Here is a 14,946-nt window from a genome sequence, read left to right on the forward strand (position 1 = left end):
GAGAGAGCCATGAACATCCAGACCCCCGCCGATCCCTTCACCCTTCAGCGCCGCGCGCCGGGCGGCGGCACCGCGCCGCTGGCCGCCTGGGGCTTTGCCAATGAAACTGACCGGCTGACCGATGTGCTTCTGGGCAGCCCCGCGCATCTGAAGCATCTGGCGACCTCCAGCCTGTCGCGCAAACACCTGCGTGAAGCGCCCTGCAACATCCAGGTCGCCCAGGCCCAGCACGCGGAAATGGTCGCCGCCTATGAACATTTCGGCGTCAAAGTGCATATGCACAGCCCCGAACCCGAACTGCCCATGCAGGTCTATGCCCGCGATTCCAGCGTGATGACCCCCTACGGCGCCATTATCACCGCCATGGCCCAATGGTGGCGCCGGGGCGAGAATTACGCCGCCATCCGCACCTATGAACGCCTGGGCATCCCCATCTATGACATGGTCACGGCGGGCACCTTCGAAGGCGGCGATTTCGCGGTGATCGAAGAGGGTGTGTTGCTGATCGGTTGCGGCGGCGCGCGCACGCAGGAAGAAGGCGCGCGCCAGGTCGCCGGCTGGTTCGAGGCCGAGGGCTGGGAGGTGAAGATCGCCTTCATCGACGAATATTACGTCCATATCGACCTGATGGTGGTCCCCATCGCCGAGAAGCTCACCGCCGTCTGCGTCACCTGCACCGAGCCCTGGATCGTGGACTGGCTGAAATCCAAGGGGCATGAGATCATCGACGTCCCCTTCCAGGACACCATGGCGCTGGGGTGCAATGCCATGTCACTGGGGGGCGACCGGATGATCCTGCCCAAATCCTCGACCACCCTGGCCGCAGCCCTGCGCGCCCGCGGGTTCGAAGTCGCCGCCATCGACACGGCCGAAATCTCGAAGACCGGCGGCGGCATCCATTGCATGGCGCAGGCGCTGAAGCGCGAAGCGTGATCGACCCGCGCCTGGATCGCCGCTTCCCCGATGCGGCAGCGCTGGAAACCGCTGCCGCGCGACGCCTGCCGGGGTTTCTGCGCGACTATCTGGAGGGCGGGATCGGCCCGGAAACCGCCCTGCGCCGCAACCGTGCCGCGCTGGATGCGGTGCGGCTGGCGCCCCGGTATCTGGTGGATGACAGCGCGCCGCATATGGCGGTGGATGTGGCCGGGACCGAATGGCGCGCGCCCTTTGGCGTGGCGCCGCTGGGGCTGGGCGGCCTGATCTGGCCCGGCGCCGAGGCCATGATCGCCCGCGCGGCCGCGACGGCGGAGATCGGACATGTGCTGTCAACCTTTGCAACCTCGGCGCTGGAAGACATCGCCCCCATCGCCGGGTGGGGGGCGGCCTTTCAGCTTTATCCGCCCGCCGATCCGGGGATGGAGGCCGACCTGATCGCCCGCGCCCGAGCCGCAGGGTACCGGGTGCTGATGGTCACGGTGGATATCCCCGGCCCCACGCGGCGGCGGCGCGACATCCGCAACGGGCTGAGCGTGCCGCCGCGCCTCTCGCCCCGGGGGCTGGGCCAGATCATGGCCGCGCCGGCCTGGGCGCTGGGGGCTGCGCGCCACGGGGTGCCGGGGTTCGGCACGCTGGCGCCCTATTTTCCCGGCACGGACATGGCCGCGGCGGCAGAGTTCCTGGACCGGATGATGCAGGGCCATATCGGCCCCGACCGGCTGGCGCGTATCCGCGCGGCCTGGCCGGGGGCGCTGATCATCAAGGGGGTGCTGGGGGTGGCCGATGCGGCGCTGGCAATGGAGCTGGGCGCGGACGGGGTGGTGGTGTCCAACCACGGCGGTCGCCAGCTGGATGCCGCCCCCACCGCGCCCGAGGTCCTGCCCGCGATCCGCGACCGGCTGGGCGCAAATGCGCTGGTGCTGGCCGACGGGGGCGTGCGCTCGGGGCTGGATATTGCGCGGATGATCGCGCTGGGGGCGGATGCGGTGCTGATCGGTCGGCCCTTCCTGCAGGCGGCTGCGGCCATGGGTCCGCCAGGACCGCTGCATCTGGCGCAGCTCTTGCAGGCGGAACTGCAGACCACCATGATCCAGCTTGGCGTGGCCCGCCTGTCCGAGCTGCGCGGCACCCTCTGGAGGCCCGATGTCTGACGCCCTGAACAACGCCCTTGGCCCCGCCGGGTGCCTGACCGGAACGGATGTCCCCGCGGGGACAGCGATGGATGCCAGCCGCAGTGGCCGCACTCTGCCGCGCGCCCTGTTGCGCCCTGCCAGCGTGGCGCAGGTGGCGAAGGCGCTGGCGATCTGCCAGGCGCAGGGGCTGACAGTGGTGCCCCAGGGCGGGCTGACCGGGCTGGCAGGGGGCGCGCAGCCGGGGCCCGGGGATGTGGCCCTGTCGCTGGACCGGTTCGCGGGGATCGAGGCCATCGACGCGGACGCACTGACCATGACCCTGCGCGCGGGCACCATTCTGCAGCACGCACAGGAGGCCGCTTCGGCGGTTGGGCTGCACTTCCCGGTGGATCTGGGCGCGCGCGGCTCGGCCCGGATCGGCGGGATCATCGCCACCAATGCGGGCGGGCTGCGGGTGATCCGCGACGGCATGACCCGCGACAACCTGCTGGGGCTGGAGGTGGTGCTGGCCGATGGCACGGTGCTGAACGGGCTGTCGGGGATGGTCAAGAACAACACCGGCTATGACCTGCGCCACCTGTTTGCGGGGTCCGAGGGCACGCTGGGCGTGATCACCCGTGCCGTGTTCCGCCTGCGCCCGGCGCCTGCGCCACAGGCCACGGTGCTGGCCGCCCTGCCCGATTTCGCCGCCGTGTTGCGCCTGCTGACCCGCGCCCGCGCCTTGCCGGGCCTGTCGGCCTTCGAGGCCATGTGGCAGGACTATTTCGACTTCAGCGCCGGGCTGCTGGGCGCGCGCCCTTTCCCCCACAGCCCACCGGTTTCGGTGCTGCTGGAAGCCGATGAGTCCCCCGCCGTCATGGACCTGCTGGAGGGCGCGCTGACGGATGGCACCCTGACCGATGCGCTGATTGCCCAGTCGCAGGCCCAGGCGCTGGCCTTCTGGGATATCCGTGAGGGGCTGGCGATCGATGATGCCCTGCCCGGGCTGATCAATCTGGATGTCAGCATCCCCATGGCGCAACTAGACACCTATGCCCGCGCGGCCCGCGCAGGCGTGCTGGCGCGGTTTCCCGGGGCGCATGTGTCCTTCTTCGGCCATGTGGCCGACAGCAACCTGCATGTGGCCCTGGCCCTGCCGCAGGGCGCAGACGCTGACGCGACGCATGAAGCCGAAGCCATTGCCTATGACCTGGTGCGTGACTTCGGCGGCTCGGTTTCGGCCGAACACGGGATCGGCACGCTGAAACGGGACTGGCTGGGCCATACCCGCAGCCCCGCCGAAATCGCCGCCATGAAGGCAATCAAGGCCGCACTGGACCCGCACGGGCAGATGAACCCGGGGAAGGTGTTGGGGGAGGGCTGAGGGGCCCAGCGACATACATGCAGGCGGGCGGCAGGATTGAGCCCATTGCGGCCGTCGGGACGCCCTTGGCAAGCTGCGTTGCAGCGACGCCGAAGCAGGCATTTGGGCAGGTCGCGGCGAAGAGCGACTCCGAGCCGATGCCGGGGTCACATGCGGCGTTACCCTGTCCTTGACCGGGTCGCGAACTGCCACTCACCCTTTACCCGTGTTGACAGGCTGCTTCTCAACATGCTTAATCAACAGCAAATATCGTGTATCAAGAAGGCGACGACAGACTGGATATCCGTTACAAAACAGAGCGCGTAATTCGATGGGGCAGGCGTATTGGCCTGATTAATTCCATTATATTCGAATTTAAGCAGACTATCAGGCGCCCGATCATATCTTTTTACCACCGTGAACTGAAGCGGAAGATACATATCAGGTGTTCCAGTTCGGATATATCTGTTTTTGAGAACATATTTATCGAGGATGAGCTTCACATTGAACTCGAAGATCCGACCTTCATAATTGATGGTGGTGCCAATTGCGGTTTGGCCGCTCTGTATTTTGCTTGTCGCTACCCAAGGGCACGCATTGTAGCCGTGGAGCCAAGCGCAGAGAACTGCGAGCTATGCCGCCGCAACACGACCGGATTAAATGTTGAAGTCATTCAAAGTGCAATTTGGTCGTCTTCAACAAATCTGAAGATTGAAAATCCTGATGCCGAGCCCTGGTCCTTTCAGTGCGTTGAAGTAGAAGAGTGCGATCCGGAGGGCTTCGAGGCGCGAGATGTGCATTCCCTTCTATCTGGAATGAACTGCGACCTACTAAAGCTGGACATTGAAGGTGCCGAGCTTGAAGTGTTTCAAGACACAACATGGTTGAAATACGTTTCTGCAATTCTTGTAGAGGTACACAGTAAGATAGCTGAACAGCGTATCCGAAGTGCCTGCGAGGGTTGGAAAGTATCACAATCAGGTGAGAAGCTCTTTCTCGAAAGGTAGCTTGGTACGAGGCAGCTGCGTCCGCAACCAGGTCATTTGTGCCAATTGCGGCGAAAGCCGGGTTCCCGCCCCTACACTGAGAATGTTGCGACCAAGAGCAAATGCAGTGAACGGCAGAAAGGTCCCGCATCGCTGCCCTCCATCCCGCACGCGCAAGATACTGCGCCAGCCGCAGCCCCCGCCTTACAACCGCGTTTCCAACCGGTGCCCCGGCGCATAGAACAGCCGCACTGCGGTGATGGGGCGGGGGCCGGCGCGGGTGCTGCGCGTGATCGTCAGCAGCGGCGCATCGGGGGCGCAGTCCAGCAGCGCGGCCAGTTCCGGCGTGGCGGCGGTGGCGGCAAAGCCGATGGCGCCATCGCTGAAAAGCGTGTTGCCCACCAGCCATTCATTGGCGCTGAGGGTTTCGAAATCCGCCCCGTCCAGCCCCGGGGTTTCGGGGTTGATCCAGCGGTCCTCGGCGCAGAAGGGGCGGTCATCGGCCAGATGCAGGGCCAGCAGATGCAGAAAGGGCGCGCCCGGGTCGGCGCGCATGGCGCGGGCCTCGGCCTTTGGCAGGGGTTCGGTGGCCTGCCGGATCAGCCGGTACCCCGGGCACTGGCCGCGGGCTTCGATATCCAGCCGTATGATGGGGATTTCGAATGTGGCCTTGCGCACCGGGGTCAGGGGCACGCGGGTGCCGCCCTTGCGCCGCCGCTCCAGCAGCCCCGCCGCCGCCAGTTCCCGCAGGGCGCGGTTGACGGTGCTGCGCGCGCAGCCGAGTTCGCGGGCCAGTTCGGCCTCGTCCGGGATGCGGGCGCCGGGGGTCCAGAGGCCCGCGCGCAGGCGGCGCAGGGCCTCGGCCTGGACCGATTGCCAGGTGATGGGTGAGCGCATGGTCAGACCGCCAGAAGCCGTTTGCGAACCGCCATATAGTCGCGCCGGATGCCATCGTGGTCAATGTGGCGCCCGCCCCGCACCATATGCCGCCCCGCCGCCCAGACATCGACCACCGCGCCCGGATCGGCGGCAAAGACAAGGGCATCCAGCAGCCGGTCCCCGGTCAGTCCTGCCAGATCCGGGTGGCCGCCGTCCAGCGCCACCAGATCGGCCAGCTTGCCGGGCGCGATGGCCCCGGCCTCACGCCCTGCCGCCCGGGCGCCGCCCCGGGCCGCCCCTTCCCACAGGCGCCGCCCCGTGGACAGCGCGGGCGTGGCCAGCGCCGCCCGGCTGTGGTCACGCAGGCGCTGGGAATATTCCAGCGTGCGCATTTCCTCGGCCAGCGAGATGCGGATATTGCTGTCCGAACCCAGTCCGAAGGCCCCTCCGTCGGCCATCCAGCGCACCCCGTCAAAGATCCCGTCCCCCAGCGACGATTCGGTGATCGGACACAGCCCCGCCACCGCGCCCGAGGCCGCAAGCGCACGGGTTTCATGGGGCTGCATCTGCGTGCAATGGATCAGGCACCAGCGCCCGTCCACCGGCGCGTGGTTCAGCAGCCATTCCACCGGGCGGGCACCGTGATGGGCCAGAACCTCGGCCACCTCGGCCGCTTGTTCGGCCAGATGCATGTGCAGGGGCGCATCCGGGCGCAGGGTTATGCAGGCGGCCAGCCCTTCGGGCGAGACGGCGCGCAGGCTGTGCGGCGCAACACCCAGGCGCGCATCCCCGGGCAGCGCCTGCAGGGCCGCGCCCGCACCGTCCAGAAGTGCGGCAAAGCGGTCCGGCGTGTTGCCGAACCGGTCCTGACCCGGGGCCAGCGGGCGCCCGTCGCAGCCGCCCTGCTCATAGAGCACCGGCAACAACGTCAGCCCGATCCCCGAGCGCGCCGCGGCCGCCGTGATCCGGGCCGACATCTCGGCCAGATCGGCATAGCGCCGCCCGCCCGGCGCGTGGTGCAGATAGTGAAATTCGGCGCAGGCGGCGAAGCCGGCTTCAAGCATCCGCATCTGGACATAGGCGGTGACGGCCTCGATATCCTCGGGCGTGAGCTGGTCCAGAAAGCGGAACATCAGCGCCCGCCAGGTCCAGAAACTGTCCTGCGGGTCAGGGCCGCGCGATTCTGTCAGCCCGGCCATAGCGTGCTGGAACGCATGGGAGTGCAGGTTCGCCGGTGCCGGCAACAGGATGTCGGCGCGGTGATCCGGGGGCGTCTGGCAGCCCAGCGCAACGCGCGTGATCCGCCCCTGCGCCAGATGCAGCGTCACATCCTGCGCCCAGCCGTCGGGCAGAAGGGCGTGGCGGGCGTGAAGGATGGTCATGGCGCTCCCCCGATTGACCCAGGAATAATGTGCATACATAATAGCGGGACCACAGAGGGGGAGCAAGCACCAATGCCGCTGACCATCGACCGCCCGACCATTCTGGAAAACGCGCGCCTGGCGCTGCCCGACGGGGTGCGCAGCGGCGCGCTGGCGGTGCAGGACGGGCACATCGCCGCCATTGGCACCCCGCCCGCAGGGGATTGGACCCGGATTGACCTGCAGGGCCGCCTGATTACCCCTGCGCTGATCGATTGCCACACGCATATCATCCATGGGGGCCACCGCGCGCAGGAATTCGCCATGCGGCTGGAGGGCGCCAGCTATGCCGAGATCGCCCGCGCGGGCGGCGGCATTGTCTCTACCGTCAGCGCGACCCGCGGCGCCAGTGTCGATGATCTGGTGGCGCAGGCCCTGCCCCGGCTGGACGCCTTGATCGCCGAAGGGGTCACCACGGTCGAGGTGAAATCCGGCTACGGGCTGGACATGGAAACCGAGATACGGATGCTCCGCGCCGCGCGCCGTCTGGAAACCCTGCGCCCGGTGCGCATCCGCACCAGCTTTCTGGGCGCCCATGCGGTGCCTGCGGAGTACAGCGGCCGGGCGGATGACTACCTGCATGAGATCTGCCTGCCCGCGCTGCGCGCCGCCCATGCCGAAGGGCTGGTCGATGCGGTGGACGGGTTCTGCGAGGGGATCGCCTTTGACCCTGCCCAGATCGCCCGTGTCTTTGACGCGGCCCGCGCGCTGGAGCTGCCGGTGAAGCTGCATGCCGAACAGCTGACCCATACCGGCGGCACGGCGCTGGCGGCAAGCTATGGCGCGCTCTCGGCGGATCATGTGGAATACGCCACCGACGCCGATGCACAGGCGCTGTCGGCTGCCGGGACCGTGGCCGTCCTGCTGCCCGGCGCCTTCTACACCCTGCGCGAGCGTCAGGCGCCCCCGGTCGCCGCGTTCCGCGCGCATGGGGTGGCGATGGCACTGGCCACGGATTGCAACCCGGGGTCTTCGCCCATGACCTCGGTGCTGCTGGCGATGAACATGGGCTGCACGCTGTTCGGCCTGACCCCGGACGAGGCGCTGGCCGGCGTCACCCGGAACGCCGCCCGCGCCCTGGGCCTGAGCGATTGCGGCACCCTGGCGCCGGGATTGCGCGCCGACCTGGCCATCTGGGACGTGGAAAGCCCCGCGGAACTGGCCTATCGCATCGGGTTCAACCCGCTCTACGCGCGGGTTTTCGGAGGGGCTGCCACGCAGGGCTGACCGACATGGCAGCGCCGTGGGGTGCCGCTTGGGCTGGCGGCCAGGCCCATGCCCCCGGCGGCGGCGATGGGACAGGCCGCCACATGTCCTAGCGGGTTGCGCGCAGCGCCCCGGCCACACCACCGTCGGAATTCACCCCGTGAAACGCGGCGTTCAGTTCATCACGGCCCAGTGCGTGGCCCAGGAAACCGCGAACGACGCCGATTTCGGTGTCTGAGAAGGCAAATTCGCCATGACAGAGGGGCGTGCAGCCACCATTCACGGTCAGCCCCCCGCCCGAACCCGAGAATGTATACTGGTCCAGATCGACATTGACGACCACCGGCCCCGATACGAACCGCCGGTCCAGACGCGCATCAACACCGCTGCCCCCGGCACGCGGCGTATCGCGGCCAGCAACCACCACCGCATCATAGCGGCCTGAAAAGGTTGCCCTGCCGGTGCCGCCTGCAGGCCCTGAAATACCCCGCGCGAGGCTGCGCATGACAACATTGGGCGACCCATCGACGACACCGGCGAAGCTGTCGTATCCGAAGACGCCGCCAGTGTTTTCCCGAATCAGCGTGTCGCCACCCCTGGGCGCATCATGGCGCCGGGCCGTGAAAGTCACATCACCATCCCGGAGGATCGCACTGCCGCTACCCGAAGAGGAAGAGGAAGACGGACTGCGCGGTGCAGACGTTCCGCCACTGGATCCGGCCCCACCTGAAGACCCGCTTGCAGCCGCGGATGACCCCGAACCGACGGGACGGCTGGAACCGGAGTTTTCCGGTGTAACACATCCGGCAAGAAGGATGGCGACAGAAACGGGTGCGACAACACCTGACAGCACGCGCAGATTGCGCAACATACTCATGACCACATACTCCACAAAACACACGCAACAGGACGCGACGTTCCACAGAAGGGTCGGAGATGTCAAGAAGTTAGAGCACAGGTGCGACCCCTGGCAAACACCGCCGGGACAGTTCTGCCTGAGCGTGCCGGACAGCCCTGCGCCCCCGGGCGGGTCTAGCCGCTCCCTTCCAGCGCCAGGCGCAGCACCCCGCCCGCGCGGGCCAGCGCGGCCCGGGCCTGGGCGGGGGTCATGCCGCGGGCGGTCAGCACGGCGGGTTTGATCCGCCAGTCCGCGGCGTCCAGCGCCGCCTGTGCCCGTTCATCCGAAACCCCGGCGATGCGCGCCACCATGTCGCGCGCCCGCCCGCGCAGCTTTGCGTTCTGCGGGCGCATGTCCACCATCAGCCCGTCATGGACATGGCCCAGCCGGATCATGATCTGGGTCGAGATCATGTTCAGCACCACCTTCTGCGCCGTCCCGGCCTTCATCCGGGTTGATCCGGCCACCACCTCGGGGCCGGTGTCGGTCAGCACGGCGTGTTCGGCGGCCTCCAGCAGCGGCGCGGCGGGGTTGCAGGCCAGGCCCGCGGTAAGCGCACCGGCGGCGCGCGCGGCTCGGATCACCGCCAGGGTGAAGGGCGTGCGCCCGCTGGCCGCGATCCCCAGCACCAGGTCCTGCGGGCCGATCTCGGCGCGGGCGACCTGGGCGCGGGCGTCTTCGGTGTCATCCTCGGCGCCTTCGATCCCGCGGCTGAGCGCCTGCACGCCTCCGGCAATCAGATAGACGGTTCGCGCCTCGGGCCAGTCAAAGGTTGGCCCAAGTTCGGTGCCGTCCTGCACCGCCGCACGGATCGAGGTGCCCGCCCCCGCATAGACCAGCCGCCCGCCCGCGCGCAGGCGCGGCAGCGCGGCCTCGACCAATAGCACAAGGGCAGGCAGGGCGGGGCCGATGGCGGCAACGGCGGCGATCTGGCTTTCCCAGATGGCGCTCAGCGCGGTGCTGCTGTCCCAGAGGTCGATACTTGCATAGCGCGGGTCGGCGAATTCGGTCATGGCAGGGGCTTTCGTCAGGGGCGCGCATGGTCGCCGAAGCGCGCGGCCAAGACAAGCACCCCGATCCCGCCGCCGCGCACCGCTTCGGGCTTCGCATTTCGCGCCAACATGCTATTGCCCCTGTCAGGAGGTTCAGGATGCGTTTCTTCATCGGGTTGGACGGGGGCGGCAGTGGCAGCCGCGCGCAGGCGGCGCTGGCGGATGGTGCGCGCACCGCGGTGCTGCATGGCGGCCCGGCCAATGTCCATTCCGACCCGGAGCGCGCCCTGGCCAATATCCGCGAGTTGCTGGAGCGCTGCCTTCAGGCCGTGGCCGACTTGGCGCCGCAGGCCCGGCGTGACGGGGCGGTGGTGGTGCTGGGCCTGGCCGGGGCCAGCGAAAGCAATGCCGCACCGATGCTGCGCGCCGCCCTGCCCTGGCCGGAGTTGCAGGTGACGGGCGATCTCGACATCACGCTTGCCGGGGCGCTGCAGGGGCGCGCGGGGATCGTGGCGGCGCTGGGCACCGGGTCGGTCCTGGCGCGGCTGCGCGAGGGGCAGGTCCAGCGGATTGGCGGACACGGCTTCGTGCTGGGGGATGAGGCCAGCGGCGCCTGGCTGGGGCGGCAGGCCCTGAGCTTGGCCCTCCACATGCATGACGGGCTGGCCCCGCAGGGGGCGCTTGGCGCGCAGCTATGGGCGCGGTTCGGCACGGTCACCGCGCTGCTGGCCTTCGCGCGGGATGCGCGGCCTGCGGATTTTGCCACCCTGGCGCCCATGGTGCTGGCGCAGGACCGCGGCGGTTGCCCCCAGGCCCGCGCCATTCTGGACGCGGCCTGCGCCTATCTGCAGCGCGCCATCACCCTGCTGCAGACGGGCGCGCCGGCGCTGCCGGTGGTGGGCTGCGGCGGGCTGGGGCCTGTGCTGCTGGACCGGCTGGGCGCCTCTGTCATGCCCGGGCTGACCCGCGCCGAGCCTTTGGGCAGTGCCCTCGACGGGGCGCTATGGCTGGCCCGCAGCATGCCCCACACACCGAACGGGCAGAAACCATGACCCAAGGCACAGCCCTTGCCCTGCGCGCAGCCCGGGTCTTTGACGGCGCCCAGATGCATGAGGGTGCTGCCGTGCTGGTTGCGGGCGATACGGTCCGCGCCCTGATCCCTGCGGGCGTGCCCCTGCCCCCGGACGCCCGGATCGCTGATCTGGGCGCGGGGGTGCTGGCCCCGGGCTTCGTGGATCTGCAGGTGAATGGCGGCGATGGGGTGATGCTGGGACCGGGCGCCGATGCCAAGATGATCGCGCGCATCTGCGCCGCCCATGCGCGGCTGGGGGCCACGGCGATCCTGCCCACCCTGATCACCGACCGCCCCGCCGTTACCGCGCAAGTGATCGATGCCGGTATCGCCGCCGCCCGCGCCCGGGTGCCGGGCTTTGCCGGGCTGCATCTGGAGGGGCCGCATCTGGACCCCGCCCGCGCCGGCGCCCATGACCCGGCGCGCATCCGCCCGATGACCGACGCCGACCTGACCCTGCTGGAGCGCGCCGCCCGCGCCCTGCCCGCGCTGATGGTGACCCTGGCCCCCGAAGCGGCCACACCGGACCAGATCACCCGGCTGGCCGCGGCGGGGGCGGTGGTCAGCCTGGGCCATAGCGATTGCACCGCAGGGGCCGCCCATGCCGCCCGCGCCGCTGGCGCAAGCGCGGTCACGCATCTGTTCAACGCCATGAGCCAGATGCAGAACCGCGCGCCGGGGCTGGTGGGGGCGGCAATGGCCTCGGACCTGCGCGCCGGGATCATTGCCGATGGCGTGCATGTGGCGGATGACTGCCTGCGCGTGGCGCTGGGCATGATGGCGCCGGACCGGTTGTTTCTGGTCAGCGATGCCATGGCGGTGGCGGGCACCGATCTGCCCGGGTTCACCCTGAACGGGCGCCGGGTGCTGCGCCGGGACGGACGGCTGACCTTGCAGGACGGCACGCTGGCGGGGGCGGATGTCAGCTTGCCGCAGGCGGTGGCGCATGTGATGGGGCTGGGCGTGCCCCTGCCGCGCGCCCTGGCCATGGCCGGCAGCCTGCCCGCAGCGCTCATTGGCGCGGGGGAGCGGCTGGGCCGGATCGCACCGGGCCTGCCTGCCGATCTGGTGCTTCTGGACCCGGACCTGCGGCTGCGCAGGGTCTGGCAGGGGGGCAGGCCTGTGCTTCGCTAGCCGCGGCCCACACGCAATATCTTGTGGAAAAGCGGCTGCATCCTGCCATATGCCGCGCAAGCCTGCTTGACTCGGGGCGCGGGTGTCGGAACACTTGCGCCCGGCCCCCCATCTACGTCAGGACAGGCAGGTGCAGTTTACGCGGCTTCGGCTCAACGGCTTCAAAAGCTTCGTCGACCCCACGGATCTGGTGATCCGCCCTGGGCTGACCGGCGTGGTCGGCCCCAATGGCTGCGGCAAGTCCAACCTGCTGGAGGCCCTGCGCTGGGTGATGGGCGAAAACCGCCCCACCGCCATGCGCGGCGGCGGCATGGAGGATGTGATCTTCGCCGGCACCGGCAGCCGCAATGCCCGCCATTTCGCCGAGGTCGTGCTGAGCCTGGACAACAGCGACCGTCTGGCGCCTGCGGGGTTCAACGATGCCGACCAGATCGAGATCACGCGCCGGATCACCCGGGACGCGGGCTCGGCCTACAGGCTGAACGGCAAGGAATTGCGCGCCCGTGATGTGCAGATGCTGTTTGCCGATGCCTCGACCGGGGCGCACAGCCCGGCGCTGGTCCGGCAGGGGCAGATTGCGGAACTGATCAACGCCAAGCCGCGCGCCCGCCGCCGCATTCTGGAAGAGGCCGCAGGGATCTCGGGCCTCTATCAGCGCCGGCACGAGGCCGAGCTGAAGCTCAACGGCGCCGAGGTCAATCTGGCGCGGGTGTCGGATGTGATTGACCAACTGGCCGCGCAACTGGCCAGTCTGGCCCGTCAGGCCCGTCAGGCCGCCCGCTACAAGGCCATCGGTGCCGATCTGCGCCGGGCCGAAGGGCTGTTGCTGTTTCGCCGTTGGCATGAGGCCGAGGCCGCCCATACCGAGGCCGAAGCCGCCCTGCGCGCCGCCCTGACTGCCCGCACCCGGGCCGAGGCCGAGGCCCGCGCCGCCGCCGCCGCCCGCGCCGAAGCCGAAGCCGCCCTGCCCCCCCTGCGTGAGGAAACCGCCGTCGCCGGAGCCATCCTGCAGCGCCTGTCGGTCCAGCGCGACACGCTGTCTGACCAGGAGGCCCGCGCCGCAGCCGCCATTGCCACGCTGGAGGCGCGCATCCGGCAGCTGACCCAGGACATCACCCGCGAAACGGGCCTGAACGCCGATGCCGGAGAGACCATCACCCGGCTGGAGTGGGAGGCCAGCCAGATCGCCCGCGCCACCGAAGGACAGGATGCCGCCCTGACCGAGGCCCAGGAGGCCGCCCGCACCGCGGCCGCGGCGCTGGCCGCACTGGAGGCGCAGCTCTCCGAAGCCACCGAGGACTCCGCCCGCCTGGCCGCCCGGCACCAGTCCGCCACCCGCCAGATCGAGGACACCCAAACCCGGCTTTCCCGCGCCAGGGCCGCCGCTCAGGCCGCCACCGACAGCGCCGCCCAGGCCCAGGCCACGCTGGAGGGCGCCAGCCAGACCCTGACCCGCGCCGAAGCCGATCTGGCCCAGGCCCAGACCGGGACCGAGGCCGCCGAAACCGCCCTGACCCGCGCCGAAACCGCCCGCACCGAGGCCCAGGCCGCCGAGGCCACCGCCCGCGAAGCCCGCGCCGAGGCCGAAGGCGCCGCCGGGACCCTGCGCGCCGAGACCGCCGCCCTCGCCCGGCTGGTGGAACGCGACAAGGGCAAGGGCACCGCCCTGCTGGACCGGATCGAGGTTGCGCCAGGTCATGAACTGGCGCTGGGCGCAGCGCTGGGCGATGACCTGCGCGCGCCGCTGGCCGAAACCGGCACCTCGGGGTGGCAGGCGCTGGCCCCCCTGGACCTGGTGCCGACCCTGCCCGATGGCGCCACCCCCCTTGCCGCCCATGTCACCGCCCCGCGCGCGCTGGACCGGCGCCTGTCGCAGATCGGCGTGATCGATCCGGCGCAGGCCCCCGCGCTGCAGGACGCCTTGCGCCCGGGCCAGCGCATGGTCAGCCTGCAGGGCGATCTGTGGCGCTGGGACGGGCTGCATGTAGCTGCCGCGGACGCGCCGGGCACGGCGGCACTGCGGCTGCAGCAGATCAACCGCCTGCGCGCGTTGCGCCATGATCTGGAGCAGGCCGAGTCCCGCGCCGAAACCGCCCGCGCCGCCCATGACACCGCCCAGGCCGCACTGGCCGCCGCCACCCAGACCGAACGCCACGCGCGCGAGGCGCGCCGCGCCAGCGACCGGCAGGTGACGGAGGCCCGGCGCGCGCTCTCGCAGGCCGAAGCCAGCCGCGACATGGCCACCGGCAAGCTGGACACCGCCCGCCAGGCCCAGGCCCGCCACGCCGCCGAGGCCGCAGAACTGGCCACCGCCCTGACCGAGGCCGAAACCGCCCGCGACGCCCTGCCCGACACCGCCGCCGCACGCGCCCGCCTGGACACCCTGCGCGCCGGGCTGGAGGAGGCGCGCAACGACATGCTGACCCGCCGCGCCCGCTCCGAAGAACTGCGCCGCGATGCCGCGCAGGCCAGTCGTCGCCAGCAGGAGATCACCGCCGAACTGAAGACCTGGCGCCAACGGCTGCAGACCGCCAGCGCCCGCATCGCCGATCTCGAAACCCGCAAGGCCGAGGCCGAGGCCGAACTGACCACCGCCCGGGCCGCCCCCGGCGAACTGGCGGCCGCGCGCGCAGAACTGCAAGGCAGCATCCAGAGCGCCGAAACCCGGCTGGGCGCGGCGCAGGACAGCCTTGCCGCCGCCGAATCGGCGCTGGCCCGAGCGCGCGAGGCCGAACGCAGCAGCGAACGTCAGGCCGGCGCGGCCCGTGAGGATCAGGCCCGCGCCGAAACCCGCCGCGACGGCGCCGCCGAGACCCTGGCCGCCGCCGCCGAGCGCATCTCCGAGGCCCTGGACGCCACCCCCGCCGAGTTGCTGGACCGCCTGCAGGCCGACCCGGACACCCTGCCCGACACCGAAGCGCTGGAGGCCGAGGCCGCGCGCCTGCGC

At 70.0% G+C, this 14,946-nt stretch carries 12 protein-coding genes; 8 read left to right on the forward strand and 4 right to left on the reverse strand.

Going from position 1 to position 14,946, the window contains the following annotated elements; all coding sequences use genetic code 11:
- Positions 1-9 precede the first annotated feature (9 nt).
- The 4 genes from HUK65_RS10630 to HUK65_RS18750 all read left to right on the forward strand — a co-directional run bounded on the left by HUK65_RS10630 (position 10) and on the right by HUK65_RS18750 (position 4,418).
- Positions 10-933, forward strand: a complete 924-nt coding sequence (locus HUK65_RS10630) for a dimethylarginine dimethylaminohydrolase family protein (protein ID WP_179906144.1) — start codon at positions 10-12, stop codon at positions 931-933.
- Positions 930-2,087, forward strand: coding sequence for an alpha-hydroxy acid oxidase (locus HUK65_RS10635; protein ID WP_179906145.1), 1,158 nt, complete (start codon positions 930-932; stop codon positions 2,085-2,087). Before HUK65_RS10630 ends, HUK65_RS10635 begins: the two co-directional genes overlap by 4 nt.
- Positions 2,080-3,432, forward strand: a complete 1,353-nt coding sequence (locus tag HUK65_RS10640) for an FAD-binding oxidoreductase (RefSeq protein ID WP_179906146.1) — start codon at positions 2,080-2,082, stop codon at positions 3,430-3,432. Before HUK65_RS10635 ends, HUK65_RS10640 begins: the two co-directional genes overlap by 8 nt.
- Positions 3,433-3,683: 251 nt before the next feature.
- Complete coding sequence (locus tag HUK65_RS18750; RefSeq protein WP_179906147.1) at positions 3,684-4,418, forward strand: FkbM family methyltransferase; 735 nt, start codon at positions 3,684-3,686, stop codon at positions 4,416-4,418.
- A 183-nt stretch (positions 4,419-4,601) separates the two neighbouring features.
- On the opposite strand, the gene HUK65_RS10650 is transcribed toward HUK65_RS18750, so the two are convergent.
- Together HUK65_RS10650 and HUK65_RS10655 are read right to left on the reverse strand one after the other, a co-directional pair.
- On the reverse strand, positions 4,602-5,294 hold the full coding sequence (locus HUK65_RS10650) for a GntR family transcriptional regulator (RefSeq protein ID WP_179906148.1): 693 nt from the start codon (positions 5,292-5,294) through the stop codon (positions 4,602-4,604).
- A 2-nt stretch (positions 5,295-5,296) separates the two neighbouring features.
- Positions 5,297-6,658, reverse strand: a complete 1,362-nt coding sequence (locus HUK65_RS10655) for a formimidoylglutamate deiminase (protein WP_179906149.1) — start codon at positions 6,656-6,658, stop codon at positions 5,297-5,299.
- Positions 6,659-6,730: 72 nt separating this feature from the next.
- Here HUK65_RS10655 and hutI point away from each other — a divergent pair, with 72 nt between their 5' ends.
- Positions 6,731-7,924: an imidazolonepropionase gene (gene hutI, locus HUK65_RS10660; protein WP_235441900.1), complete on the forward strand. Its 1,194-nt coding sequence runs from the start codon at positions 6,731-6,733 to the stop codon at positions 7,922-7,924.
- Positions 7,925-8,012: 88 nt separating this feature from the next.
- On the opposite strand, the gene HUK65_RS10665 is transcribed toward hutI, so the two are convergent.
- Complete coding sequence (locus HUK65_RS10665) at positions 8,013-8,534, reverse strand: hypothetical protein (protein ID WP_179906151.1); 522 nt, start codon at positions 8,532-8,534, stop codon at positions 8,013-8,015.
- Positions 8,535-8,935: 401 nt separating this feature from the next.
- Entirely contained in the window at positions 8,936-9,814 is an 879-nt protein-coding gene (locus HUK65_RS10670) for an N-acetylmuramic acid 6-phosphate etherase (RefSeq protein WP_179906152.1), read from the reverse strand.
- Between the two features lie 137 nt (positions 9,815-9,951).
- On the opposite strand from HUK65_RS10670, the gene HUK65_RS10675 reads away from it, so the two are divergent.
- From HUK65_RS10675 to HUK65_RS10685, 3 genes are all read left to right on the forward strand, one after another.
- Complete coding sequence (locus tag HUK65_RS10675) at positions 9,952-10,845, forward strand: BadF/BadG/BcrA/BcrD ATPase family protein (protein ID WP_179906153.1); 894 nt, start codon at positions 9,952-9,954, stop codon at positions 10,843-10,845.
- On the forward strand, positions 10,842-11,999 hold the full coding sequence (gene nagA / locus HUK65_RS10680; protein WP_179906154.1) for an N-acetylglucosamine-6-phosphate deacetylase: 1,158 nt from the start codon (positions 10,842-10,844) through the stop codon (positions 11,997-11,999). Before HUK65_RS10675 ends, nagA begins: the two co-directional genes overlap by 4 nt.
- A gap of 130 nt (positions 12,000-12,129) precedes the next feature.
- Positions 12,130-14,946, forward strand: a 2,817-nt coding sequence (locus HUK65_RS10685; protein ID WP_179906155.1) for an AAA family ATPase, incomplete at its 3' end; no start/stop codon positions are given.

Source organism: Rhabdonatronobacter sediminivivens, from assembly GCF_013415485.1.
GTDB lineage: Bacteria > Pseudomonadota > Alphaproteobacteria > Rhodobacterales > Rhodobacteraceae > Rhabdonatronobacter > Rhabdonatronobacter sediminivivens.